The sequence below is a fragment of the Caldibacillus debilis DSM 16016 genome (genome assembly GCF_000383875.1).
Classification (GTDB): domain Bacteria; phylum Bacillota; class Bacilli; order Bacillales; family Caldibacillaceae; genus Caldibacillus; species Caldibacillus debilis.
On sequence record NZ_KB912880.1, the window covers coordinates 283,487 to 308,548 of the forward strand.

Sequence of the window (25,062 nt, forward strand, 5' to 3'; positions counted from 1 at the left end):
GGTGACCCATGGAGATGACAGGACATCCTGTGAGCCAGCCCGTCTTTACCGCCGCGGAGAGGTGGAAAAAACGGCTCCCTTACGTGATCGCTTACGGGGTATTGGCTTTGACCACCCTGCCGGTGATTTTCATGTACGCCTGGCTGATTCTCCGTTCCTTTTCCGACAAGATGGTCTACGGGATCATTCCCGTTGACTTTTCCCTGGAAAATTGGCGGTTTTTGTGGAGCAATATCGACCAAAGGGGAAGCGAACTGCCGAGCATTTGGACGGCCACGAGGAATTCCTTTCTCTTCGCCGGAACGTTGACGGTTTTGGAGGTCATGATCGGCACGATGGCGGGTTACGCCATGTCCCGGATGGAATTCCCGGGAAGGCAGTCCCTCTTGAAAGTGACGCTGCTTCTTCACGCCTTCCCCAGCGTTTCTTTGTTGATCGCCGTGTTCTATATATTGAATTTTATGGGTTTGTATGATTCCATCTTCGGCGTCGTTTTGGTGAAAACGGCCTTGCAAATCCCGATGACGGCCTGGATTGTCAAAGGATTTTTCGACGATGTCCCGTGGGATTTGGAATGGGCGGGCCTGATCGACGGCTGCGGGCGGCTGAAAGTGTGGTTCTCGATCGTCCTTCCCTACATCCGGCCGGGGATCGCCGCCGTCAGCATCTTTTCCTTCCTGTCCGGCTGGTCGGAGTTCCTGCTTCTCTACACCTTTGTCATCAGCGATGAAAACATCACGTTGGCCTCCTACCTGCAGCGTCTGATCAGCGACCCGAACACGGTGAATTACGGATTGCTGAGTGCCGTTTCCCTGTTTTACATGATCCCGGTGCTCCTGTTTTTCATCTTCACCCAAAAATCCCTGATGCAAATGAGCGTGGGAGGTGGAAAATACGTATGAGAATCGAGCTGAAAAACATTTATAAATCCTTCGATAAAAAGACGAATACGATCGAGAATCTCAATTTGACCGTGGAAGACGGGGAATTCACCGCCCTCCTCGGCCCGAGCGGCTGCGGAAAGACGACCACGATGCTCATGATCGCCGGCATCTACAAGCCGGATGCGGGAGAGATCCGCTTTAACGGGCAAAACGTCAATGCCCTGGAGCCGAAGGACCGCAATATCGGGATGGTCTTCCAAAGCTATGCCCTGTATCCCCATATGACCGTCTTGGAAAACATCGCCTTCCCGCTGAAGCAGAAGAAGGTGCCGAAGAAGGAACGGATCGAGCGGGCGAAAAAGGCGGCGGAAATGGTCAAACTGGACGGCTTGCTCGACAGGAGGCCGGGCGAATTGTCCGGCGGCCAACAGCAAAGGGTGGCCTTGGCCCGGGCGATCGTCAAACAGCCGAAGGTGCTTCTCCTGGACGAACCCCTTTCCAATCTCGACGCCCGCCTGAAGATCGAGATGCGGGCGGAAATCGCCCGGATTCAAAAGGAATTGGGCATCACGACCATCTTGGTCACCCACGACCAGGAGGAAGCGATGACGCTGGCGGACCGGATCGCCGTGATGAAGGACGGCCGCATCATCCAATACGATACGCCCGCGGAACTGTACAAAAACCCGAAAAATTATTTCGTCGCCCAATTTATCGGAACCCCGCCGATGAATTTCATCAAAGGGAGGATCGCCGACCAGCAATTGCAGATCGCCGGAAAAAGCTATTTCTTGAACCGTTCCGAATTCGATTTGACGGAAGACAGGGAAGTGATCGCCGGCGTTCGTCCCCACGAGATCCAATTCGGCCGCGGCGGGGACATCCGCATGAAGGGGACGGTGGAATTGGTGGAAACGGTCGGCTATGCGAAAATCGTCAATGTGAAAGTGGAGGAAGAGCACTTCCGGTTCTTCGCCAACACGGCCACTTCCTTCCTTTACGGTTCGGAAATTGAATTTTCCTTCCCTTCCGCCTCGCTCCATCTTTTCGACGCCCGCACCGGGGCCAGCTTGAAAAGGGAAGCCGGGAAGGAGAAGGAACTGGAAGCCATCGGCCTCTGAGAGATATCCGGGCGCGCCTCCAAGTCATTTTTCCCGGGGATCGTTCATAACGATAATTAGTGGCGACGGAAATAAGCGACTTGGAGGAGTTTCCATGAAAGTGAAGGTCCGCCCGGGCGATACATTGTGGCTTTACAGCCGTTTGTTCCGCATCCCTTTGCCGCTCTTGGAGGATGCGAACAAACATGCCGATCCGGACCGATTGCCGGTCGGTGAAGAGATCCATATTCCCGGTTTCATTCCGGAGGAGCATGCCATCCAAAAAGGGGATACCTATTGGGAGATCGCCCGGAGGTTGAACATTTCCCCCGGCGCTCTGGCCCTGCTGAATCCGGAGCATCATCCCGATCATTTGCCTGAAGGGGGCCGGATCCGGCTTCCGAAGAGGGTCGTCCGGCCGATCGTCACCGACCCCGGACAGTATGATTTCGCACGGCTGCAAAAGGATTTGCGACGGATCGAGGAAGTCTATCCGTTCATCTCCGTGGAGACCGTCGGAAGTTCCGTTTTGGCCCGTCCGCTTTTGGAAATCCGAACGGGCAGGGGAGAAAGGACCATCCATTTCAACGCCGCTTTTCACGCCAATGAATGGATCACCGTCCCGGTCCTGATGAGAATGTTCAACGAATTTCTGCTTGCCCTGACGAACGGAAATCCGCTTTGCGGGATTTTCGTCCTGCCTTTATACGAGAACAACGTTTTGTCCATCGTGCCGATGGTCAATCCGGACGGCGTGGATCTGGTCATCAACGGCCCCCCGGAAAAAGTCCGGGAGCAGGTCGTCCGCCTGAACGGCGGCAGCACCGATTTTTCCGGATGGAAGGCGAATATCCGCGGCGTGGATTTAAACGATCAATTCCCCGCCAATTGGAAAATTGAAAAGGAAAAGCGGGCCCAATGCCCGGGGCCGAGGGATTACCCGGGGGAGGCCCCGTTAACGGAACCGGAGGCTTCCTCCATGGGCCGGTTAACCCGGGAACGGGATTTTGCGAGGGTGTTTGCCCTCCATACCCAAGGCAAGGAATTTTATTGGGGGTATGAGGGGCTGGAGCCGCCCGAATCGGAAGCCTTGGCAAAGGAGTTCGCCAGGGTGAGCGGATACAAATCCGTCCGCTACGTAGACAGCCACGCCGGTTACAAGGACTGGTTTGTTCAGGAGTTCCGCCGGCCGGGATTTACGTTCGAACTCGGATCCGGCGTCAATCCCTTGCCGATCTGCCAGTTTCCGGAAATGGTGGAAGAAATGATCGGGGTTTTCCTTTCCGCCCTTCATCAATAGATTTTCATTGGCATTCTGCCGCGGAACGCAAAAAGTCCTCAGGGCTTTTTTCTTTTTTGTAAAATTTTTTTAATCAAACTGAAACATTTTCGCCCTTGTTCCGTCTACATATATAAAGATATTTGTTGAATTTTGCAGAATGGCGCCGTCCTTATCCAAGGTGACCGGCGGGGAGGAAGAAGAGAGGGGCAAAAAGGGGGACGGGGATGTTCAGCAAAAAAATTTGGCGCTTCCTTTTGCCGTTGCTTGCGGTCCTTTTAATTTCCGGCTGCCGTTTCTTTTTCGATTCCGGCCTTTCGGTCCGGCTGCATTCGGACCTTTCGCTTTTCGACAGATCCGGAGAGGAAAAATCCTTCTCCCAATCGGAGATGCTGCTTCCTCTCAACTTGAAGGAACAGCAATTTCATTCGGTTGCCGGCTGGCTGGATGACGAAGAGATCATATATGTCGAAAATTCCGTCGATGGAATCGGATCGTCCGTCTACGCCTATCATATTTTTTCGGGGAAAAAGAAAAGCCTTTTCCGGAGCGAAAATCCGATCCTGACCGTAACGATCAGCCCTTCCCATTCCCGGCTGCTCGTCATATCTTCGGCATCCGACGATCAGGCGAAGGTGGACGTTATCGACGTGAAAAGCTTGGCTGCCCTGTATTCCAAAACCTTTTTCGCGACGGAATTGTCGGCGGTATGGAACCCGTATGATGAGAACGAAATCCTGATCACATCCTTTTATGAAGATTGGACCTACGAATCCGAACTTTTACATATCGATCAAAAGCGGACGGTTTTGGTCGATCTTCCCCAGCCCTTTTCGGTGCCGCTCGGCGGCGGGGAGTGGCTGATGCTGGACTGGGATACGGAAACCCCGGCCACCGCCGCTCCCTTGATCGTTTGGCGTGAAGGCAAGGAAAAACGGATCTTTGACGGCAGGGAATTTTATCATGTGAACGGTTGGAAGGATGTTTTTGTGGCCGTGGGCGTGAAGGGGGACGGCCGGGACGATTCGGACTTTACTTTCTTTGACCGGAATTTCCGTGCCATCGGTTCCTTTGCCGTTCCCCTTCTGTCCGGCTATTCCGAATGGATCGTCCCCTATTACGACCTGCTGGAAAACCGGAGGCAATTGCTGATCGTCGAACCGAAATCCGCCGGAGTCCAGGATTCGTACAAAGGGGGATTCCGGCTCGTATTGCGGGATATACGGGAGGGGAAGGAAGAAACGGTTGCCGATCCGGCGGAAAATTTGCCGGTGGACTGCTCGCCGAACGGCCGGTATTGCCTGTACGGCTACCGGCTGGAAAACATCCTGTTTCTCAAGGAGAAAAAAATCCTGCCTTTGGTGGTAACGGATAATATTTAAGAAACAGACGGAATCCCCGTACGCTGACCCGGTCAGCGCCGGGGATTTCTTGTGCCCGCGGCACGGACGCGAACTTGCGGCGGGATGCGGAGCGAAGGGGGAAGACCTGAACCGGGGTTCCCCCTTCATTTTTCGGAAAAAACAATCTCTTTTCTCTGATCGTCCCGAACGGGGGCTGGCGAGCGCCCGCCGTTGACTGAAGGCGAGGGCGTCGTCCGAAAGACGGAACCCGAAGGAAGCAGGGGGCATGGCTCATCCCGGGGGACACGAAGCCAACCGGAGGCTTTGAAAACAAAATGATGGCTCGAAGCTGAAGAGTACGCCGAAATCGCAGCTCGTTTATACTGTGATTTGAAAAAGCCGTTCATTGTTTCAATGCATTCCATGCCTTTTGTGCTTGCATCAATACTTATAATAATTTTGTAATCGTCAAAATGTCCCCGGGTTGATTACCGTTGTGCAGAAACGGATCAGATCTATTTCCTTGTCCTGGCTGCATTTGTGTACTGATGCGCTCTTGACTGCCTGTGTTGAGAAGGAGGCAGGAAACAGGGTGGCGTAATTATATATTTAAGATACAGAAAGAGGGTGTTGCTTTGTTCAAAATAACACAAGATATTCTCACCTTTATTAAACGATACCCAATTACAACACTTATGGTTGGAATCTGTACAGTATTGATGATCATGATTACATTTATGGGGGGTTATAACAGTAAGACAATTCTTCAATTGGGGGCATATGATCGTCAATTGGTCGACGAGGGACAAGTATGGCGTTTACTTACTTTGTGCCTTTGGTCATATGAGTTATTTTCATTTCTTCCTGAATATGCCATTTATTTTATTTTTATCCCGTCCTCTTGAACAAATTTTAGGAAGCAAAAAGTTTTTTTTGAGTTATATATTAATGAGTGTTTTTGCAACTTTAATGGTTCATTTATTTTCTGATTACCCTATTCCTTTGGCGGGTTCCTCTGGAGTAGGATACGGATTATTGGGAATGTATATATATTTGTTTTTTAGACATGGCAATCAGTTTTCTTCATACGATAAAAGATTTATTATGATGTTTACTCTCCTTGGTTTTGTTGTGACTTTTTTAATTCCGGAAATAAGTTTAACAGGTCATATAGGCGGTTTTGTCGGAGGAATTCTTTTGTCTCCGTTTTTATTTAATAAAACAAAGGATTTGAATGATAGTATGAGCGGATAAAAAATTTGCTTCACTGCTGTGATTTTGCCTGAAAATGATGATCGCTTTTTACTGTACTAACGGGGATGGGAGTGAAAAAAAGGAAAAAGGGAACATATATTGGTCACGTTAAAATCTTCCACGGTTTATCCATGGCTTTTGCATATTTTGTTGTTGCATTTAATTTTACAACTGATCAAAGATAGTTTGAACTCCGTCGAGATTGACAAACTGATGAGCAGCGGCCCGCAAGCTCGGCGGCGGGAAGGGACGGGGGTCAGCCGCCCTCCGGGCTCTTAGGCTAGTCCTCAATGATCAATATATTACTTTTACTTGCCAGATTGCTTTCGGGTCATCGGCGGGGAAGGGAGGGGCCGGAAAGAGCGACAGCCTCCGGAGCCGGAAACATCCTCCGCATTCAAGGGCGAAGAAGGGGAAAGGAAAACGCAAAAAACCGGGCCAAACATGGCCCGGCGAGCGATAAGCTGATAAGTTTTTTGAAAGGGTTTTGCGTTTTCACGGGAAGAAAAAAGGGATCGCTCCGCTTTTTCCGTCCGATTCCTTTTCCTTATCCTTCCGGATAACCGCTTTTAATCAACGTCATAATGGAAAAGAAGCCGAAAACGAGAACGGTCGCCAATGCAAACAGAAACCCGAGATAATTTTTGTTTTTCAAGGTGGAAACAGTGGCAAATACGGCCAGAATGGCAATCAACAGCGTAATGATGGCAGTGCCCATCGGCCAACCCCCTTACTGTAAAGTTGTAAAAGATGCCATCCCTTTTGTATTATGTAGATATGTATACAGATTAATCATTTATATTTTATCCTCTTTTCACGCTTTTGTCGAGCGCGTCACATGATTTTCACAGATTTGCGGGGAGATGATGGAATCATGCGTTGGCAACAATTTCCGGTAGGGCCGTTGGAAGCGAATTGCTATGTGTTGTACGATGACCGGTTTTGTCTTGTCGTCGATCCGGGCGATGAGGCCGAAACGGTCATCACGTGGCTGGAGGCGAACGATCTCCGCCCCGGCGCCGTGTTTTTGACCCACGCCCATTTTGACCATATCGGCGGTTTGGACGATTTGGTGCGAAAATATCCGGTGCCCGTTTATCTGCATCAGGCTGAAAAAGACTGGCTGCAGTCCCCTTCGTTGAACGGCTCCCTCCTCTTTCTTCCCCGGCCGGTCGTCAGCGGCGTTTCCCCGGAGGAAATCAAAGGGGAAGGGGAAATGGAGATGGGCGGTTGGTCCTTTCAAATTTTGGAAACCCCCGGCCATTCCCCGGGCAGCATCTCCCTTTATTTTGCCGAAGAGGGGATATTGGTTTCCGGCGATGTGATCTTCAAAGGGAGTATCGGCAGGACGGATTTGCCGGGGGGAAACGGACGGCAGCTGATGGAGACCCTCGGGAAAAAGATCCTTCCCCTGCCGGAGGAGACTCGGATTTTGCCCGGCCACGGTCCGGTCACGACGGTCGGAGAAGAGAAGACTTCCAATCCTTTTTTGCAAGGCTGAAGGGGGATGACCGCCCTTCCGACAAAAAAACGCCCGGCAAAGACGGATTTCCGGGCGTTTCCTCTCAATGGCCTGCGCCTGTCTGCATGACGAAGGTGGTATAGTATGTAAATGCCGCGAAGAAGATGGTCAAATAAGCGCCGAAAATATACATGTACATTCTTTCGGAAAGCCTTAAATAACCTAATAAGAGGAAGAAGCCGAATTGGGCGAAAAACAACAGGGCCATGACATGCATCTTTTCCCCGCCGACGTAAAACATGACGGCAAAGATCCCCGTCCAGAAGGCGAGCACGCGAAACATTCGATCCATTCGTCAGTTATCCCCCTTTGCAGAACTTATCTCCTTCAATTATAATGATTCCGGTTTCCCGTGTAAATAGAAACGGAGCGAGCGCGGTTCCCCGAAGTTGCGCAGCGGGCATGGGACCCAAGATCCGCAAGACTTCAGAGAACTTTGGACCGCCCGGCTCATCCTCGGTCAACGGGCCGCAAGGACGTTGTATGCGCAGGACTGGCAACCGTCAAACATCGTCCGCAGGTTTTTCAGTTGGAAATCGTCAAACAGCCCTTCGAGGAGCCCGTTGATGAAGTGCATGTGCATCGTGCAGGTGATCGACGTATGTTCCTCGGCCAATTCCCGGAACGGGCAGTTGTAAACTTCGAAGAAGAAGGTTTCGTTATCTTCCCGCACGTAAATGTCGGGATAAAAGCCGAGCATGTTCATCGTTGATCTCAAAATCTGAATCTTTTGTTCAAAGGTCAAGTTTTCCTTGGTGGTGCCGAATTTGGCCAGCTGCTTTTCGATGATTTCCTTTCCGTACTGTTTCCCCGTCGTGTACAGGGCTTCTTCCCCGTCCTTTCCCAAGGAAAGCATCGTCTCGATGGCTATTTTGGCGAGCAGCCGGTAATCGCGGAAGGGAAAGCTCAGCTCGATCACTTCGTCGGAGAGCCGGTAGACACGGCTCGGCCGGCCCCCCTTTCCCGTTTTTAAATTCTCCGAAACGATCATTTTTATATCTTCCAACTTGGATAAATGGAGTCTTGCCACATTGGGATGGATCGAGAATTGGTCGGCGATTTCCTGAACGGTGACGGGACCGTGTTTTTTCACGATGTAATCGTAAATGGAATATCTGGTGGGATCGGCAAGGACGTTGGTAATTTTCAATGTTTGTTCCATTTTTATCACCTCAATAGGATTATACAATGGAAACCCGGGCTTCCCGGGCCAAATATGTTACATTTTAAGGAATTTCACTGAAAAATCGGGCGTTTTCGGGAGAAATCCTCCGGCCTGCCCCGATCCGAAGCCCTTGCCATCCCCCCGGCGACTGGGCTAGCTGGATTCGAACCAGCGATCACGGAGTCAAAGTCCGTTGCCTTACCGCTTGGCTATAGCCCAATATTATTCACCTTATAATCACCGCAAAAACGTTAAATCAAAGGTATTTTCCGCAGGCATAAACGTATTCAATTGTAGGTAGTATGACCCCGCTGATATTGCAATATGCGCAAAAAGGATAAGAAATAACGGGATTTCCACCCGTTATTTTTTTGCGTCTATTACCGCTATTCCCTCTTTACAAAATCGTCTACCCTCATACATCACTTGTCGGCAATTTCCTTTATAGTTACTGATTTCGGCTACATCACGTTTTAAAAGGAATGCAAAAAGTCGGCGATAAAAAACGCAGGTGGCAGCGGGGCATAAAGAGGCGCAAGATCGGCGTGGCGTTTTGGATTATCGTATTTCCTATCTTTATCGCAGCTGCGGACGGGAAACGGTTTACATCGATGCTAATAATTAATAAGCCTCGGGCCTCTGTGCATGCCGTCTCGATTCCCTTCGAATCGAAGCGAGAAACAATAAAAAGTCGCTTCCGTTTGTGTTTCCTTTCGGACCGTTAAAAAAATCGGGCTTTATCGTTTCATCTCGTTTATTCCCGGCGGGGAAGGGCGCGGGACAGGAAAGTCGTAGACGATCTCGTTCAATTAACGGGCGGTTTAGTTGAACGAATGATAAATTGAATGGGCTGAAGTTATCGAGTATTTCTTTGGAATGATGAATGCTTTTTATCTTTGCCAAGGATATTTATGTAAAACAATAAAAATATAATAGAAATTAATAATAATTTATTGTAAAACGATAAAATGCGTATTAAAATCAAATTGACGATAAATACGCGAGGTGCTTTTTATGAAACAAGGATCAACAGTGTTTCTAAAAATAGCTCTTATTATGATCGGAACTCCAGTTCTTGCTTTATGCATATTTGGGCTGCCTATGTTAGCTAAAGAAGCGGCAGAAAGCAATTCGGAGTCCGCCTATGTGCTATATGGCTTTTTAACGGTGATGTATTTGTCGGCGATTCCGTTTTTCTTCGCTCTGTATCAGGCTTTTAAACTTTTAAATTATATTGACAGGAACGAAGCTTTCTCGGAATTATCTGTACAGGCTTTAAAGAAGATAAAATACTGTGCAATCGCAATCAGTATCTTGTATGTGCCAGGTTTGCCATTCTTCTATATCGCCGCGGAATTGGAAGACGCCCCGGGCATCATGCTAATCGGATTGGGCATTATTTTTGCTTCAACGATTATCGCAGTCTTTGCCGCCCTTCTTCAAAAGCTTTTAAAAGCCGCCATCGATATAAAATCAGAAAATGATTTAACGATCTAAGGTGAATAGCATGGCGATCATAATCAATCTTGATGTGATGCTGGCGAAAAGGAAAATGAGCCTTACGGAACTTTCGGAGAAGGTCGGAATCACGATGGCTAATCTTTCTATATTGAAAAATGGAAAGGCAAAAGCGATTCGATTATCAACATTAGATGCGATTTGTAAGGCTTTAGAATGTCAGCCTGGCGATATTTTAGAATACAAAAGTGACGAAGAAACGAAAGGATAATCAAGCGGGGATATTTTTCAGGATGTTATTATTTACATTTTTTTTAAGCAATAATCCTTTCAACAATGGTGGTGGTAGGAGGGTTAACATTTAGTTTTTACGTTGGCAATCTCCTATCTCACCATGATTTTCAGAAAAAAACGTTGGTGGTACAAACCATGAGAGCCCTAAAACAACTCGTTCGTTTTGGTTGGGAGCAGGCCCTATCATGTTTATTTCCTGCCGTTATTTTTGCCTCCTTGGCTTTAACAAAAATCATGCCGCTTCCTTTCCTGCCACGGTATGACTGGCTGCTCATCATCTGCCTTCTGGTACAGTGGCGGATGGTGCGTTCCGGGCTTGAAACACGGGATGAACTAAAGGTGATCACATTGTTCCACCTTATCGGCCTTGCTCTTGAAATTTTCAAGGTACACATGGGCTCCTGGTCTTATCCGGAGGAAGGATATTTCAAGATTTTTGGAGTGCCTTTGTATAGCGGATTCATGTACGCAAGTGTAGCGAGTTATCTTTGCCAGGCGTGGAGGAGGTTAAAGGTTGAACTGGTTAAGTGGCCGCCGTTTTTGGCAGTTGTCCCTCTCGCGGCTGCGATTTATTTGAATTTTTTCACCCACCATTATTGGATTGACGTTCGTTGGTGGTTATCTGGACTAGTAATGATCGTCTTTTGGAAATCATGGGTCACATTCGAGGTTGATGGAATTCGTTACCGTATGCCGCTCGTACTTTCTTTTGTGCTCATCGGATTTTTTATATGGATCGCCGAGAATATCGCAACGTTCTTTGGAGCTTGGCAATATCCAAACCAGACGGATGCATGGAGCCTCGTTCATCTCGGAAAGGTGAGTTCATGGTTCTTATTAGTGATTGTTAGCTTTCTTATCGTAGCGACGTTAAAGCGGGTTAAGGAAAAAAAATCCATCAGGCCATCTACCGGTCAATTTTTGTAACCTTTTAAAAAAGCCGATCCTTAAAAACGTATTTTTTTAATACGTCGGCATACGATCCAATAAAATACGCGAGCCGTTATCTGCCTTCTGTCTAACGTACTAAACAATAACGTTCATGGGAGGCGTTTATTGTGAAAACAAAATGGAAATTTAAGCGCAAGGACAAAATGACAAAGGCGGAAAATAAACATGCTATTAGCACATATGCGCAAAATCGGTTACTTCCAAGTAAGTAGCGAAGGACAAAACACGGCACGACAACGCAAGGCATTAAAAGACGCGGTCAATCATCGTGAAAAAAGTGAGGCAAAACGCCTTATACAGCGGTAACACGCACGTATGAAAATACGTAACCGGCGATCGGGGAGTCAAAGCCTGTTGCCTTACCGCTTGGCTATAGCCCGATGGATGCCTAAATGTAACCCGGCGAAAAAATCTATCCGGAAAATTTTTTTCGGGGAAGGATTTTTGGCCGGGACGGCGAATCCCTTTATTAAACCGAGGAAAGGAGGATGGCAGGGAAAGTTTGATTTTTTCCGTGGAAAAAAGAGCGGAAGAGATTTTGCGTTCCGCCCTTCGCCTGCATGCCACCGATATCCACATCTCCCCCCGATCCCGCCATGCGGCCGTTTATTTTCGCGTGCTGCACCGTTTGCTCCCCCGTTACACGCTTTCCCATGAAGAAACGGAAAGGCTGATCACCTATTGGAAATTTAAAGCCTCCATGGACATCGGCGAAAAACGGAGGCCCCAAAACGGATCCTTTACCGCGGAAATCGACGGCAGGAAAATCGGTATGCGGATATCGACCTTGCCCCTGGTTTTTTCCGAAAGCATGGTCATCCGCCTTCTCCCCCAGGATGAATTCCGCCCCGTCCGCCAGTTAACCCTTTTCCCGAAATCCGCCGACATCCTTCTCCGCCTGTTGAAAAGACCCCACGGGCTGATCTTGCTCGCCGGGCCGACGGGAAGCGGCAAGACGACTACCCTCTATTCCCTTCTTTACCACTCGGCGGTGGAATTGAAGCGAAATGTCATCACCTTGGAAGACCCGGTCGAAAAATACAACGAAAACTTTTTGCAGATGCAGGTCAATGAAAAGGCCGGCATTACCTACGCCGCAGGGCTGAAAGCGATCCTCCGGCATGACCCGGACGTCATTTTGATCGGCGAGATCCGGGACGCCGAAACCGCGAAGATCGCCGTCCGAGCCGCCTTGACGGGGCATTTGGTCCTGAGTTCGCTGCACGCGAAAAATTCCTTGGGCGCCCTGTACCGCCTGCTGGAATTCGGTGCGGCCTGGGGCGACCTGCGGCAAACCCTCCTGTGCGTCTGCGCCCAGCGGCTCGTGGAACGGTCCTGCCCCCTTTGCCCGGACGGACGTTGTTCGCCCTATTGCCATCACATGGCGAACAAAAGGGCCGCCGTCTTTGAATTCTTATTCGGAAATCCCCTGCAGGAGGCCCTTGACGGCGTCCGGGAAGGAAAGGGAGAAGTCCGTTTCCCGACGCTGGGGGCGGCCATTAACAAAGGCATCGCCTTAGGTTTCATCCGCAAGGAAGAATACGAAAGATGGGTGGAGAGTTTTGCGGAAGAAATGGAAGGTTGAGGAACAGTCCCGTTTCATGAAACGGCTGGGAACGCTCCTGCAGAAGGGATATACCCTGGGGGAAGCCCTGGAATTTTTGCGGCTCCAGTTTTCCGGAAAGGTTAAGGATGCGATCGGGGAGGCAATCCGGGCGCTGGAAGAAGGGGATTCCTTTTACCGGGTGATCCGGGGGTTCCGTTTCGATCCGCTCTGCGCCGTTTTCGCCTATTACGGGGAAACCCACGGCCAACTGCCCGAGTCCTTGATCACGGCGGGGGAGATGCTGGAACGGAAATACGGGCAGCAGGCCAAATTCCGGCATTTGCTCGCTTATCCGGTTCTGCTTTTCGCCATGACGGTCGGCGTTTTTTTCATCCTCCAAACGAGAATTCTGCCCCAATTCGTCCTCCTCTACGAAAACTTCCGGGTGAAGCCGAATCGCCTCATCCTCTTCTACCTTTGGCTGAACGGCCATTATCCGCAGATCTTCCTCGCGGTTTGCCTCCTTTTTTCCGTCCTGCTCCCGCTGTTTTTCAAATGGGGGAAAAACGTCTCCCCTTTCGAACGGCAAAGATGGCTGGCCAAATTGCCGGGAATCGGGCCCTTCCTGATGCTTTGGAAAACCTACTATTTTTCCTTCCACCTCAGCCAGCTGCTGAAAAACGGCTTTTCCCTGCATGAAAGTTTGATGGTCATCCGGTCGGATCCGGAAAAAAAGTATTTGCGGGAAACGATCGATCGGATCCACCGTGTGCTGTTTTCCGGGAAAAGTCTTCCGGATGGGGTCAGGGAAATTCCCTTTTGGCTGCCGGAACTCGCCGCCGTGATCGAACACGGCCAGCTGGCCGGACGCCTCGACATGGAACTGGAATCCTTCAGCCTGCATTGCCTGGAACGGTTTTACGAAAGGGTGGAAAGGCTGCTGAAATTCGTCCAGCCCCTCATGTTTTCCTTGATCGCCCTTTGGATCGTCCTCCTGTACGTTTCCATCCTTTCTCCGACCTTTGAAATGATCAATCGATTATAAATGGAGGGATGCAAATGAAAAACGAAAAGGGATTCACGCTGATCGAGATGATGATCGTGCTTTTCATTATCACGATCCTATTGATGATCACGATCCCGAATGTCGCCAAAAACAACGCCAATATCAGCAATAAGGGATGCGAAGGGATGAAGCGGATGGTCGAGTCCCAGGTGCAAGCCTACTACGTGGATCGGAATCAAATGCCGAATTCGATTTCCGAATTGGTTCAGGAAGGCTATTTGGACGAAGCGCCGAAATGCCCCAACGGGAAAGAGGTCGTCCTCGTTGACGGAGAAGTGGAAATCGGCGGCCAATAGGGGAGGAGGCTTGTTCTCCGCCCCTTGCCGTTTTGGCGGAGCGGGTTTCACCCTGCTTGAAATGCTCATCGTCCTGTTCATCTTCGGCATCGTTACCGCCATCGCTCCGCCGGTCCTTTTCCCATTGGAAAAGAAGCTGGAAACCGTCCATTTTTTGCAAGGGATGGAAGAAGATTTGTTCCGGGCCCAGCAACATGCGATCAACAGGAAGGTCCCCGTCGCCTTTCAATACAAATGGAGGGAAAGGGGTTATGAATTGAATGCGGAGGACGGTTCCTTTTTTATGTACCGGCCGCTGCCCGACGGCGTGGAAATCGAGCCGGGCAACATGGGAGATTTCCGCTTCCTGCCGAACGGAAACATCAGCCGGTTCGGGTACATGTACATCCATGCCGGCGGTCGTTCCTACCGGATTTTTTTCAGCATCGGAAGGGGAAGGATGGAAGTGTATGAAGATGATTAGCCGAAAAAGGGCCGGAGCCGGCAGGAGAAGGTGCGGATCCCGAAACGGGGAAGGCCGGCGCCGCCCCGATGCGGGAAGCGTTTATGCGGAACTGCTCCTTTCTTTCTTCGTCTGGCTCGTCATCGTCATTTATGTCGTTCCCGCCTTTATGCACATCACGGTGATGCGGAAGGAGCTGTTGATCCGCAATGAAGCGAGCCGCCTGTTGAATGCGCAAGTCTTGCGGGCAAATAAGGGTCTGCCCGTTGAGGAACGGATCGCCGGCGATTCCGGGACGGTCTTTATTACCGTGATCGAAGAAGGCCCGGAAGGGAGGCGGGTTTGCGTGAAATATGAAGCCAGGAAGGAACGGGAGGAGCGGATATGTGAAAAGGTCCGGGGATAAAGGATTCACGATGGTGGAGATGCTGGCCGCCCTGTTTGTACTGTCGTTGATCCTCATTTTCGTTTTTCATTCTTCCATGCTCCTCAAATACGACCGATATACCGCCAAGATGCTGGATCGGATGGAGTGGGAGCTGTTTGTCAGCCAAACGAAAATGGAAATCCGCTCCTGCGACAAAATCCGCCTGACCTACAACCGCATCCTATTATATAAGGGGGATTCGCTGATCTATTACGAGCGATGGGGCTCGTACCTGAGAAGGAGAGTGAACGGAAAAGGCCATGAAATCATGCTGTACAATGTCCGGTCCTTCGCCTTCGAACCCGTTCCGCAAGGGATCAAAATCCGGGTTGTCCGCAATAGCGGCGAAACCCATGAGGAGGAGATCTTCCTTCCCCGGCCGATTCCCGTGGAAGCCGGGGAATGACGAGTCCGGTTTTTTTCTCCCCTTTTCCTTGTTCCTGCTTTTGATTTTTACGGCCGTCACCCTTTATGCGGCGGAAGAGTACGAGGCGGAGAAAAAATTTTTCCGGGAAGCGGAACATGCCTATCAGACCGAACGGATTTTACACGATGCGGTCGCCGATTTTTTGAATCGGGCCGGGGCAGGGAATGTGCCGGAGACGGGGATTATCCGCTATGAAAACGGGCATGCCCGCTATTCTTCCGGACGGATCGGGGAACATCTTTTCCAGATCAAGCTGCAATGTTTTACCGATCATGGGGGAAAGCTGGACATCACCTTCCTTTATGATGAAGAAACAGGGGAAATCAGCGGCTGGGAAGAGAATTGAGGCGGCTTCAAAAGTATGCGTTCCATCCGAAGGAGTAAAATCTGAATATTTGCGGCACTTCGAAGGGTACGCTTTGCCACCGAAAACGCTGTAAAGCAGCGGCTGACGGACCGGCTCTTCGAAAAGTCTTCGTTCCTCCGGAAAGCTGTGCTCACGTTTCTTGATTCGGCCGAGCGTCAGGGCTCGGAAAGTTTGCGTTCCATCGGAAGGGCGTTTCGGGTTATATTAATTACGGGTGACGCGGAATGGAAACGATCTATCTCATCGGATTCATGGGTGCCGGGAAGACGACGGTCGGAAAGATTTTGGCGGACCTCCTCGGCTATTCTTTTTACGATTTGGACGAATATATCGAAAAAACCGCCGCACAATCGATCCCGGAAATCTTTGCCGAAAAGGGGGAGGCCCATTTTCGCCTCCTGGAAGCGCGGGCCCTCCGTTCCCTGCCCGTCCGGCAGGCGGTGGTGGCCACCGGAGGCGGCACGGCGGCAGGGCGAGGAAACTTGCCATATATGTTAGAAAAAGGGCTGGTCGTCCACTTGGCGGGCGATTTTTCCCGGATGTACGCCCGGGCGGCGGGGGACGGCAGGGAACGGCCGCTCATCGCCGCCAAATCGCGGGAGGAATGTTTCCGGCTGTATCAAAGCCGCCTTCCCTTTTACCGGAAGGCCCATTTCTCCGTCGATACGACGGACCGGTCTCCTGCGGAGATCGCCCGCACGATCCTCGAACGTTTAAAGGAACGGGAAAATGGAAAAACTTTTCCCGAGAAAGCGGAAAGGAAAGATGAACGTGAATACGAATGACTATGTCAAATATTTGACGGAGACATTGCTGGGGTATTTGGAAGCGCCGAAGGAAGAGCGGAAAAAACGGAAACGGGAGAGGAAAATGGCGAAGGATCCTTTCCTCTACCGCTGGTTCGGCATCGTCCCCTACTATTATTACCGTTCCTTTAAACAGAAGCGGAAAAAAGGAAATCGATGATTGGCCCGCTATTTTGCCGCCTGGCCCAGGACCGTTTCATCCGTTAAGTAAAAAATCCCCCCGTTTATGACGGTGACGTTGATCCTGGGTTCGTACTGCTCCTTTAACGCCTCCTTTTCCATAAAATATTTTTCCGGCTTTTCCCTTTCTTCCTTGTAGAAATGATCGAGCAGGCGCTGGTCTTCCTCCCACCGCTTCCGCGCTTCGGCCGCCCATTGCTTGTCTTCCTCCCTTAACCCCTCCTCGATGAAATGTTTAATCCGCATGATGCCGCTTCCCGGCAGGATCAAAGGCGACAAGGTATAGGAAAAATCGGGGATTTTCGGCACCAGATCAACGGATGTGATCAGCTCGTGGAAGGGTTCACAGATGCTCCCGTTGATCAAATGAAGGCCGACGGAGCGGAGCCGGTCCTTTTTCCGGTCGCATTCATAGCTGATTTTCATGTTGAGGGAGAGCCAAGGCACCAGCCGGACCGGCCGAACGGCCGATCCGGTCCGGTTTTCGTACAGGCGGATGTACCGCCCGCGCTTCATGGCATAGGTAAACAGCTGGCTGAGCCGGGGCGATCCGAAGGCGATCCTTTCCCCCTTGATCTTTTTGTCCGCGGAAAAATCGGTAATGAAGGTCAGCCGGGCGGGAGCTCCGGTACCGCCCGTTGATTCGATGTATTGCCAATAAAAGGGGCGGTTCATGATCGCTCGATCCATTTCTTCCGTCAGTTGGACGGTCACGGACTGGTCCGTTTCTTCTACGATTTCGCAGCCGTTGACGGCGAAGAAATGTTTAAGAAACCGGCGGATTTCCTGCTGCTTCACGGCTGATCCCCTCCTTGAACCCGTTGGCGAAATCGAGCATGGAAGACAGGTTTTCCAATTTGATCCGGGCTTCCCCTTCCGATGTGGAATGGACGAGGGCGTCCTGCAGATAATCCTGGAACGGTCCCGCATCCAGCTTCATTAAAATGTCGTCCAGCTCGCCGATGACTCTTTCAAAGATTTTAATCTTTTCATATAACAGGTTTACCATATGCTCTTCGATCGTATCTTTGACGGCGAAATTGTAAATGACCACGTCCTTCTCCTGGCCGACCCGGTGGATCCGGCCGATCCTTTGCTCCAGGCGCATCGGATTCCAGGGAAGGTCAAAGTTGATGATGTGGCGGCAAAATTGCAGATTGATTCCCTCGCCGCCGGCTTCCGTGGAGATGAATACCTGGGCGTGGTTTTGAAACAGCTCCTTCATCCAGTCCTTTTTTCCCCGTTTGAATCCGCCCCGGTAAGGAACGGACGAGATGCCGTGCCGCTTGAAAAACCATTGCAGATAGAGCTGGGTCGCCCGGTATTCGGTAAAGAGGATCACTTTTTCGCCGATCTGTCCGATGAGTTCCAACGCCTTTTCCGCCTTGGAATTGACCCGGATTCTGCCCATTTTGTCGACGATCTCCCGGAATTTTTCCTGGAGATCGGCAGGAGGCGGGTCCAGCTTTCGCCACAGGTTTTTCAAGGATACATAAACCGCCTCCCGGCTGCTGCACGCCTCCCTTAACAGCGTGATTGCCGGAAAGGCATGGGGGGAAAGTTCCGAACGGAATTCGGAGAGGGCCTGGTACAGGTCTTGTTCCTCCCGGGAAAAATCGAGCCAGATGTTTTCCACCCGGCGCTTCGGCCAGCGGATATGGGTATCCTCCCTCCGGTTTCTGACCATCACCTTTCTCACCAGTTCCTTCAAGCGGATGTCGTTCGCGATGTCATTCTTTCTTTTAAATTTCCCCAGAAATTCGGAATAGGTGCCCAAATGGCCGGGTTTCAGCAAGGTGACGAGATGGAAGATTTCTTCCGCTTTATTTTGGATCGGAGTCGCCGTCAAAAGGAGGCAAAATTTTTTGTTCAAACTTTGGACGAAGGCATAGTTTTTCGTTTTATGGTTTTTTAGCTTATGCGCCTCGTCGACGATGACGAAGTCGTAGCGCTGTTTGAGTATGATTTCCCGATGGGGGCTTTTTTTCGCCGTATCCAGGGAACAGACGATGATATCCTCCCCTTCCCAGTTGTAGGCCTTTTTCGGAGCGACGGCCGGGATAAAAAATTTCTGGTTCAGCTCGCTTACCCACTGGGTCACCAAGGAGGCGGGGACGAGGATGAGCACTTTTTTCGCCAGTCCCCGGATCAGGTATTCTTTCAGGATCAGTCCCGCCTCGATCGTTTTCCCCAAACCGACCTCATCGGCCAGGATCGCCCGCCCGTTCATCTTTTCGACAACGGTTTTCGCGGTCTCCAGCTGATGGGGAAGGGGCTTGAGATGGGGAAGAAAAGCGGGGGCGGCCAAACCGGTAAATTCCCCGATGAGGAACCGGTTCGCGCAATCATAGGCGAGCCGGTAAAGCTCCCAGCCCGCCCAAGGCCCGTCTTCTTTCATCCTCATGAGAAACTCTTCTCGCCACGTGAGATCGAAACGGATCGGTACGTCCACGGGAAAGCCAACTCCTTCGAAGCAGGAAATAGTTGCCGAATCGATTTCGGTAATGATACGATAGTAGTAAGTTCATGTGCCCATTAGTATAACCGCTTTCACAGAATAATATTTTTCCCGGGCTGGAACGATGGAAGGCGGCGGGATCGGAGGCGGAAGGAAAGGAAAAGGAGGCAGGGACGCTCCGCGGCGGAAAAAGGGAGAAAGACCGTTCTTCCGAGGAAGACGCCGCCCGAGAAAACCGCCGCGGATGGAGGCGTGCGGCCCTGCGGCCGTTTGGGAAAAGGACAGGGAACTCATTGATCGTCGTGGGTTTTCTGTCCTTTTTCAAGGAACTGGAAAACGTGATCATGAGAAAGGGGTAACGTTATGTCCGCATTGAAAAGAACCCCCCTTTTTCCGCTCTATGCGGATTTTGGGGCGAAGACGATCGATTTCGGGGGATGGGAATTGCCGGTTCAGTTTTCCGGGATCATGAAGGAACACGAGGCCGTCCGCAACCGGGCCGGCTTGTTTGATGTTTCCCATATGGGGGAGATTCTGGTCAGCGGGGAAGACGCCTATCCCTTTTTGCAAAGGATGCTGACCAATGATTTGAGCAGATTGAAGATCGGAAAAGCCCAATATACCCTGATGGCGAATGAGCGGGGAGGGACGGTGGACGATCTCCTCGTCTACCGGCTCGGGGAGCGGGAATTTCTCCTCGTCGTCAACGCGGCGAATACGGAAAAGGATGAGCGGTGGCTGACCGAACACAAGACGGGGGACGTCGCCATCGAAAACCTTTCTTCCCGATATGCCCAGTTGGCTTTGCAAGGCCCCCTTGCGGAAAAGGTTTTGCAAAAGCTGGCGGAGGACGATTTGTCCGCCCTGCCCTTTTTCGGATTCCGAAAGGACGTGTCCATAGGCGGCGTGATGGCCCTCGTATCGCGGACCGGTTACACGGGGGAGGATGGTTTTGAAATTTATTTGCCGCCGGATGAGGCCCCGAACCTTTGGCGGATGATCTTGGAAGCCGGAGCGGAGGAAGGGGTCGTCCCATGCGGGCTCGGAGCGAGGGATACCTTGCGCTTCGAGGCCTGCCTTCCCTTGTACGGCCAGGAGCTGTCGGAGACCATCTCGCCCTTGGAGGCCGGCCTCGCTTTTGCCGTGAAGGTCAACAAGGCGGAAGACTTCATCGGGAAGGCCGCGCTGGCCAAGGAACTCGAAGAGGGGCCGAAAAGAAAAATCGCAGGCATCGAAATGCTGGATAAAGGGGTGCCCCGCCATGGCTACCGGGTCTTGAAAGACGGAAGGGAAATCGGCCATATCACCACCGGCACCCATTCACCCACGCTGAAAAAAAACATCGGACTGGCCCTCATCGAACGGGATGCGGCCGTCCCGGGCACGGAGCTGGAGGTGGAGATCCGCGGCAAATGCTTGCGCGCCCGGACCGTTTCCACCCCCTTTTACAGAAGAAACCGGCAAGGATAACGAAGCGAACGGAGGGATAAGAAATGGGATTCCGTTATCTGCCCATGACCGATGAGGATCGGAAAGAAATGCTCGAGGAAATCGGGGTATCCTCGGTGGATGAATTATTTGCCGACATTCCCGAGAAGGTCCGGCTCAAGAGAAAACTGAACCTGAAACCGGCGAAATCGGAACATGAACTGGTGAAGGAGCTCACCCGCCTCGCCGGGCGAAATCAGGATTTGCTTTCCAACGTCAGCTTTTTAGGCGCCGGGGTCTATGAACATTACATCCCTTCCATCGTCGACCACGTCATTTCCCGGTCGGAATTTTACACGGCATACACCCCCTACCAGCCGGAAATTTCCCAGGGGGAGCTGCAGGCGATTTTTGAATTTCAAACGATGATCTGCGAACTGACGGGGATGGACGTGGCCAATTCCTCCATGTATGACGGAGGGACGGCCCTGGCGGAAGCGGCCCTTTTAAGCGCCGGCCATACGAAAAGGAAAAAAATTCTCGTATCCGAAGCGGTCCATCCCCAGTACCGGGATGTGCTCCGGACCTACTGCAAAGGACAGCGGATCGAGTTCGTGGAAATCGCCGCGGAAAACGGGACGACCGACATCGAAAGCTTGAAGGCGGCCGCCGATGAGACAGTGGCCGCGGTGATCGTCCAATATCCGAACTTTTTCGGGCGGATCGAGGAATTGAAGGCCATCGAACCGGTCGCCCACGGGGTTGGCGCGCTCTTCGTCGTTTCCGCCAATCCGGTGGCCCTGGGAATCTTGACGCCTCCCGGGGAATTTCAGGCGGATATCGTAACGGGGGACGCCCAGCCGCTGGGAATGCCGGTTTCCTTCGGCGGCCCCCACTGCGGATTTTTCGCCGTCCGTGAGAACCTGATGCGGAAGATTCCCGGCCGGCTGGTGGGCGAAACGACGGACGAGGAAGGCCGCCGGGGGTTCGTTCTCACCCTTCAGGCCCGGGAGCAGCATATCCGCCGGGAGAAGGCCACCTCCAACATCTGCTCCAACCAGGCGTTAAACGCCCTGGCTGCCAGCGTGGCGATGGCGGCCTTGGGCAAAAAAGGGATCAGGGAAATGGCCGCGGCCAACATCCAAAAGGCCGGCTATTGCAAAAAACGTTTGAAAGAAAAGGGTTTTGAAATCGCCATGGACGGACCTTCCTTCAACGAATTCGTCGTCAAGCTGAACCGGCCCGTCCGGGAAGTGCAAAAGGCTCTGCTGCAAAAAGGAATCATCGCCGGCTATGATCTGGGAAGAGATTATCCCCGCTTGGAAAACCATCTGCTCGTTTGCGTGACGGAGATCCGGACGAAGGACGAAATCGACCGTTTTGTGGAGGAAATGAGGGTTTGCCATGGTTAAACACGAAATGCCGCTCATTTTTGAAATCAGCAAGAAAGGAAGAATCGGCTATTCCCTGCCGGAAATGGACGTGGAAGCGGAAAAGGCGGAAGACCTTCTGCCGGAGGAGTATATCCGCAAAAACGAACCGGAGCTTCCGGAAGTGTCCGAACTGGACATCATCCGGCATTATACCGCCCTGTCGAGGAGAAATTACGGCGTCGACACCGGCTTTTATCCCCTCGGTTCGTGCACGATGAAATACAATCCGAAGGTGAACGAAAATGTGGCCAGGCTGACCGGTTTCTCCCACATCCATCCGCTCCAGGATGAAAGCACCGTTCAAGGGGCGCTGGCCTTGATGTACGATTTGCAGGAACATTTAAAGGAGATCACCGGCATGGATGAGGTGACGCTGCAGCCGGCGGCGGGCGCCCACGGGGAATGGACGGGGCTCATGATGATCCGGGCCTTCCATGAAGCGAACGGGGATTTCCAACGGACGAAGGTGATCATCCCCGATACGGCCCACGGGACGAATCCGGCCTCGGCAGCCGTGGCCGGATTCGAAACGGTAACGGTGAAATCTACGGAAGAAGGGCTCGTGGATATCGGGCATTTAAAGGAAGTGGTCGGGCCGGACACGGCCGCCCTGATGCTGACCAACCCGAACACCCTGGGCCTGTTTGAAGAAAACATTTTGGAAGTGGCCGAGATCGTCCATCAGGCCGGGGGGAAACTTTATTATGACGGCGCCAATTTAAATGCGATTTTGGCGAAAGCCCGCCCGGGGGACATGGGCTTCGACGTCGTCCACCTGAACTTGCACAAAACCTTCACCGGCCCCCACGGGGGCGGCGGACCCGGCTCCGGCCCCGTCGGCGTCAAAAAGGAACTGATTCCCTTCTTGCCCGTGCCCGTACTGGTGAAGGAAGGGGACCGGTACCGCTTTGACTACGACCGTCCCCAATCCATCGGCAGGGTAAAACCTTTCTACGGGAACTTCGGCATCAATGTCCGGGCCTATACCTACATCCGGACGATGGGCCATGAAGGCTTGAAGGAAGTGACGGAAAACGCCGTCCTCAACGCCAACTACGTGATGAGGAAGCTGGCCCGGTATTACGACCTTCCCTACGACCGCCATTGCAAACATGAATTCGTGATCAGCGGGAGAAGGCAGAAAAAGCTTGGGGTCAGGACCTTGGACATCGCCAAACGGCTCCTTGATTACGGTTTCCATCCGCCGACGATCTACTTCCCGCTCAATGTGGAAGAATGCATGATGATCGAGCCGACGGAAACCGAATCGAAGGAGACGCTGGACGAATTTATCGAAGCGATGATTCACATCGCGAAGGAAGCGGAAGAAAATCCGGAAATCGTCCAGGAAGCGCCCCATACCACGGTCGTTAAACGGCTGGACGAGACGAAGGCGGCCCGAAAACCGGTGCTGCGCTACCGGAAACGGGAGGCGCAAAAGCAGTAGGCAGCACCTCCCTGAGGGGGTTCGCCGAAACGGCGCGCGGCGCCTCCGCAGGAAAGGCGGTACGGCCGTCCGAAAGGGAATATGGAGGATTCTGGTGTGTGCGGCACCTCCGTCGGAAAGGAGCCAAGGCCGGCGGAGGTGCCTTTTTCACGGCCGATCTTCCCCGGGAAAACGGAGCGGACAGCACCGGCCCACGGTTTTTTCGGCGGACGGGCCAAAGTTTTCGATAAACGGGCGTTGATCCGTAACGGTTCCGCGTAAGCCGCGACCCCGTCAACGAAAAGGCGCCCTGTTTTCCGCGCCGCTTCCTCTCCCCGGTTTTTTTCGCGCCGGGCGGCGCATTCCCCTTCGGAAAAAGGAAAAGGCACGGGTCCGGGGCAATCCCGGATCCGTGCCTGAAATTTTTTTCGAAAAAATTTGGCCCGAAGGCGGGCGGCCCCTCCGCTACAGGCCGTCCCCGCCGGGAGGCCGCCCTCCTCTTATTTTCCCACCTTGATTTTGCCCGTCCATTTCCGGTAACCGCCTTGCAGATGGTAGAGCTGGCGGTATCCTTTTTTGTACAGCATTTGCGCGGCCCTGCCGCTTCGCAGGCCGTTTTGGCAATAAAGATAGACCGGTTTGTCCGGACGGATCTCTTTGAAACGCAATTTCAACTGGGACAAGGGGATGTTTCTTGCCCCCAAAATATGTCCGGATTCAAATTCGTTCGGTTCCCTGACATCGATCAGCTGGGCCTTCCGGTAGCCTTGAATGAATTCCTCCTGGGTGAGGGCCTTTACGACCCTCTTTTGGTAAAAATATTGGAACAAAGCGTAAACGGTGATAAAGGCGATGATTCCCAACAGGACATAAATCACTTGCGTTTCCCCTTTCTACTGAACGTCCATAAACCATTATATAAAGCTTCCGGGAAAAGCGCAAAAAGAATAAAAGAAGCAGGGCGGACTTTTTCTCCGCCCGGTTCGCGCCCTTGCGGGATCTTTCCTTTCCGGTCCTTGCAGAAAACCGGAAAAACTCCCGCCTTTGTTTCGGTTTTTCTAGGTTCATTGTAAAATTAAATGCAACAAAATAAATATACAAAAGCCACGGTAATTCCGTTATGATGAAGTCGACACAAACCCATACATAACAGGAGGAATACCATGGCTCGCTCTCATCATAACACAACTCGTACCTTTTCGCATCTCACCGTTTTTGATCGTATGTGTCAAGATTTTCTCGGGATGGTTATCAGATCAATAATTCAGGCGCCCTCATTTTGTACACCACAACTAATGTTTTTGCCAGTTCCTGTAAATCGATTCCGGAAGTGTCAGTAATGTTGGCCATTATGGATGACCTTCCGCAATCTTCCTACGGCACTTGAATTGCACGTGTATACCGCGATCGATCCGTGCCGCACCCCGACTGATGGCCGGGTTCTCTCATGCAATATTGCGCTCATCTTTACGATTTTCCGGGCTTCCCGCTGTTTTCGGACGCTCCTTTG

General features: G+C 51.7%; 27 protein-coding genes and 1 tRNA gene. 21 read left to right on the forward strand and 7 right to left on the reverse strand.

Going from position 1 to position 25,062, the window contains the following annotated elements; genetic code table 11:
* The first annotated feature begins 8 nt into the window (after nucleotides 1-8).
* The 5 genes from A3EQ_RS0104785 to A3EQ_RS22050 all read left to right on the forward strand — a co-directional run bounded on the left by A3EQ_RS0104785 (nucleotide 9) and on the right by A3EQ_RS22050 (nucleotide 5,860).
* Nucleotides 9-902, forward strand: coding sequence for a carbohydrate ABC transporter permease (locus A3EQ_RS0104785; RefSeq protein WP_020154052.1), 894 nt, complete (start codon nucleotides 9-11; stop codon nucleotides 900-902).
* Nucleotides 899-2,005, forward strand: a complete 1,107-nt coding sequence (locus A3EQ_RS0104790) for an ABC transporter ATP-binding protein (RefSeq protein WP_020154053.1) — start codon at nucleotides 899-901, stop codon at nucleotides 2,003-2,005. The genes A3EQ_RS0104785 and A3EQ_RS0104790 overlap by 4 nt, the downstream gene beginning before the upstream one ends.
* Nucleotides 2,006-2,099: 94 nt before the next feature.
* Complete coding sequence (locus tag A3EQ_RS0104795; protein ID WP_020154054.1) at nucleotides 2,100-3,284, forward strand: M14 family metallopeptidase; 1,185 nt, start codon at nucleotides 2,100-2,102, stop codon at nucleotides 3,282-3,284.
* A 206-nt stretch (nucleotides 3,285-3,490) separates the two neighbouring features.
* Nucleotides 3,491-4,645: a YqgU-like beta propeller domain-containing protein gene (locus tag A3EQ_RS0104800; protein ID WP_020154055.1), complete on the forward strand. Its 1,155-nt coding sequence runs from the start codon at nucleotides 3,491-3,493 to the stop codon at nucleotides 4,643-4,645.
* Nucleotides 4,646-5,386: 741 nt separating this feature from the next.
* Nucleotides 5,387-5,860, forward strand: coding sequence for a rhomboid family intramembrane serine protease (locus A3EQ_RS22050; RefSeq protein ID WP_081626182.1), 474 nt, complete (start codon nucleotides 5,387-5,389; stop codon nucleotides 5,858-5,860).
* A 547-nt stretch (nucleotides 5,861-6,407) separates the two neighbouring features.
* Here the strand turns inward: A3EQ_RS22050 and A3EQ_RS22055 are convergent.
* On the reverse strand, nucleotides 6,408-6,578 hold the full coding sequence (locus A3EQ_RS22055) for a DUF2759 domain-containing protein (protein WP_020154059.1): 171 nt from the start codon (nucleotides 6,576-6,578) through the stop codon (nucleotides 6,408-6,410).
* 156 nt (nucleotides 6,579-6,734) lie between these two features.
* Here A3EQ_RS22055 and A3EQ_RS0104825 point away from each other — a divergent pair, with 156 nt between their 5' ends.
* Nucleotides 6,735-7,361: an MBL fold metallo-hydrolase gene (locus A3EQ_RS0104825; RefSeq protein ID WP_020154060.1), complete on the forward strand. Its 627-nt coding sequence runs from the start codon at nucleotides 6,735-6,737 to the stop codon at nucleotides 7,359-7,361.
* A 64-nt stretch (nucleotides 7,362-7,425) separates the two neighbouring features.
* On the opposite strand, the gene A3EQ_RS0104830 is transcribed toward A3EQ_RS0104825, so the two are convergent.
* The 3 genes from A3EQ_RS0104830 to A3EQ_RS0104840 all read right to left on the reverse strand — a co-directional run bounded on the left by A3EQ_RS0104830 (nucleotide 7,426) and on the right by A3EQ_RS0104840 (nucleotide 8,766).
* A complete protein-coding gene (locus tag A3EQ_RS0104830; RefSeq protein ID WP_020154061.1) occupies nucleotides 7,426-7,674 on the reverse strand; it encodes a DUF2626 domain-containing protein in 249 nt (82 codons plus the stop codon).
* A 168-nt stretch (nucleotides 7,675-7,842) separates the two neighbouring features.
* A complete protein-coding gene (locus A3EQ_RS0104835) occupies nucleotides 7,843-8,544 on the reverse strand; it encodes a helix-turn-helix transcriptional regulator (protein ID WP_020154062.1) in 702 nt (233 codons plus the stop codon).
* 151 nt (nucleotides 8,545-8,695) lie between these two features.
* Nucleotides 8,696-8,766: transfer RNA gene (locus A3EQ_RS0104840), tRNA-Gln, on the reverse strand.
* 795 nt (nucleotides 8,767-9,561) lie between these two features.
* Here A3EQ_RS0104840 and A3EQ_RS0104850 point away from each other — a divergent pair.
* The 12 genes from A3EQ_RS0104850 (at nucleotide 9,562) to A3EQ_RS0104910 (ending at nucleotide 16,787) form a co-directional block, all read left to right on the forward strand.
* Nucleotides 9,562-10,044, forward strand: coding sequence for a DUF2975 domain-containing protein (locus A3EQ_RS0104850; RefSeq protein ID WP_020154064.1), 483 nt, complete (start codon nucleotides 9,562-9,564; stop codon nucleotides 10,042-10,044).
* Nucleotides 10,045-10,054: 10 nt separating this feature from the next.
* Nucleotides 10,055-10,276, forward strand: a complete 222-nt coding sequence (locus A3EQ_RS0104855; protein ID WP_020154065.1) for a helix-turn-helix domain-containing protein — start codon at nucleotides 10,055-10,057, stop codon at nucleotides 10,274-10,276.
* Between the two features lie 158 nt (nucleotides 10,277-10,434).
* A complete protein-coding gene (locus tag A3EQ_RS0104860; RefSeq protein ID WP_020154066.1) occupies nucleotides 10,435-11,226 on the forward strand; it encodes a DUF817 domain-containing protein in 792 nt (263 codons plus the stop codon).
* Nucleotides 11,227-11,752: 526 nt separating this feature from the next.
* On the forward strand, nucleotides 11,753-12,835 hold the full coding sequence (gene comGA, locus A3EQ_RS0104870; protein ID WP_020154068.1) for a competence type IV pilus ATPase ComGA: 1,083 nt from the start codon (nucleotides 11,753-11,755) through the stop codon (nucleotides 12,833-12,835).
* A complete protein-coding gene (gene comGB / locus A3EQ_RS0104875; protein WP_020154069.1) occupies nucleotides 12,813-13,841 on the forward strand; it encodes a competence type IV pilus assembly protein ComGB in 1,029 nt (342 codons plus the stop codon). The genes comGA and comGB overlap by 23 nt, the downstream gene beginning before the upstream one ends.
* Nucleotides 13,842-13,855: 14 nt before the next feature.
* Complete coding sequence (gene comGC, locus A3EQ_RS0104880; RefSeq protein WP_020154070.1) at nucleotides 13,856-14,158, forward strand: competence type IV pilus major pilin ComGC; 303 nt, start codon at nucleotides 13,856-13,858, stop codon at nucleotides 14,156-14,158.
* A complete protein-coding gene (gene comGD, locus A3EQ_RS20625; protein ID WP_154652814.1) occupies nucleotides 14,127-14,621 on the forward strand; it encodes a competence type IV pilus minor pilin ComGD in 495 nt (164 codons plus the stop codon). The genes comGC and comGD overlap by 32 nt, the downstream gene beginning before the upstream one ends.
* Nucleotides 14,608-15,006 carry a hypothetical protein gene (locus tag A3EQ_RS0104890; protein WP_020154072.1) on the forward strand — a complete coding sequence of 133 codons (399 nt, stop codon included), beginning with the start codon at nucleotides 14,608-14,610 and terminating at the stop codon, nucleotides 15,004-15,006. The genes comGD and A3EQ_RS0104890 overlap by 14 nt, the downstream gene beginning before the upstream one ends.
* Nucleotides 14,987-15,433 (forward strand): competence type IV pilus minor pilin ComGF, encoded by a 447-nt coding sequence (gene comGF, locus A3EQ_RS20630; RefSeq protein ID WP_020154073.1) that lies wholly within the window; start codon nucleotides 14,987-14,989, stop codon nucleotides 15,431-15,433. Before A3EQ_RS0104890 ends, comGF begins: the two co-directional genes overlap by 20 nt.
* On the forward strand, nucleotides 15,381-15,800 hold the full coding sequence (gene comGG / locus A3EQ_RS0104900; protein ID WP_160331531.1) for a competence type IV pilus minor pilin ComGG: 420 nt from the start codon (nucleotides 15,381-15,383) through the stop codon (nucleotides 15,798-15,800). Before comGF ends, comGG begins: the two co-directional genes overlap by 53 nt.
* A gap of 245 nt (nucleotides 15,801-16,045) precedes the next feature.
* A complete protein-coding gene (locus tag A3EQ_RS20635) occupies nucleotides 16,046-16,606 on the forward strand; it encodes a shikimate kinase (RefSeq protein WP_020154075.1) in 561 nt (186 codons plus the stop codon).
* Nucleotides 16,587-16,787: a YqzE family protein gene (locus A3EQ_RS0104910; protein WP_020154076.1), complete on the forward strand. Its 201-nt coding sequence runs from the start codon at nucleotides 16,587-16,589 to the stop codon at nucleotides 16,785-16,787. The genes A3EQ_RS20635 and A3EQ_RS0104910 overlap by 20 nt, the downstream gene beginning before the upstream one ends.
* Nucleotides 16,788-16,795: 8 nt before the next feature.
* On the opposite strand, the gene A3EQ_RS0104915 is transcribed toward A3EQ_RS0104910, so the two are convergent.
* Together A3EQ_RS0104915 and A3EQ_RS0104920 are read right to left on the reverse strand one after the other, a co-directional pair.
* Nucleotides 16,796-17,605, reverse strand: coding sequence for a YqhG family protein (locus A3EQ_RS0104915; protein ID WP_020154077.1), 810 nt, complete (start codon nucleotides 17,603-17,605; stop codon nucleotides 16,796-16,798).
* On the reverse strand, nucleotides 17,574-19,259 hold the full coding sequence (locus tag A3EQ_RS0104920) for a DEAD/DEAH box helicase (RefSeq protein WP_026499751.1): 1,686 nt from the start codon (nucleotides 19,257-19,259) through the stop codon (nucleotides 17,574-17,576). The genes A3EQ_RS0104915 and A3EQ_RS0104920 overlap by 32 nt, the downstream gene beginning before the upstream one ends.
* Nucleotides 19,260-19,628: 369 nt before the next feature.
* On the opposite strand from A3EQ_RS0104920, the gene gcvT reads away from it, so the two are divergent.
* The 3 genes from gcvT to gcvPB are packed head-to-tail and all read left to right on the forward strand — an operon-like array spanning nucleotide 19,629 to nucleotide 23,573.
* Entirely contained in the window at nucleotides 19,629-20,735 is a 1,107-nt protein-coding gene (gene gcvT / locus A3EQ_RS0104930) for a glycine cleavage system aminomethyltransferase GcvT (RefSeq protein ID WP_020154080.1), read from the forward strand.
* A gap of 23 nt (nucleotides 20,736-20,758) precedes the next feature.
* Nucleotides 20,759-22,105 (forward strand): aminomethyl-transferring glycine dehydrogenase subunit GcvPA, encoded by a 1,347-nt coding sequence (gcvPA, locus tag A3EQ_RS0104935; RefSeq protein WP_020154081.1) that lies wholly within the window; start codon nucleotides 20,759-20,761, stop codon nucleotides 22,103-22,105.
* Nucleotides 22,098-23,573, forward strand: a complete 1,476-nt coding sequence (gene gcvPB / locus A3EQ_RS0104940) for an aminomethyl-transferring glycine dehydrogenase subunit GcvPB (RefSeq protein WP_020154082.1) — start codon at nucleotides 22,098-22,100, stop codon at nucleotides 23,571-23,573. Before gcvPA ends, gcvPB begins: the two co-directional genes overlap by 8 nt.
* A 479-nt stretch (nucleotides 23,574-24,052) precedes the next feature.
* Here the strand turns inward: gcvPB and A3EQ_RS0104950 are convergent, their stop codons facing one another.
* A complete protein-coding gene (locus A3EQ_RS0104950) occupies nucleotides 24,053-24,427 on the reverse strand; it encodes a rhodanese-like domain-containing protein (protein ID WP_120668853.1) in 375 nt (124 codons plus the stop codon).
* Between the last annotated feature and the right edge of the window lie 635 nt (nucleotides 24,428-25,062).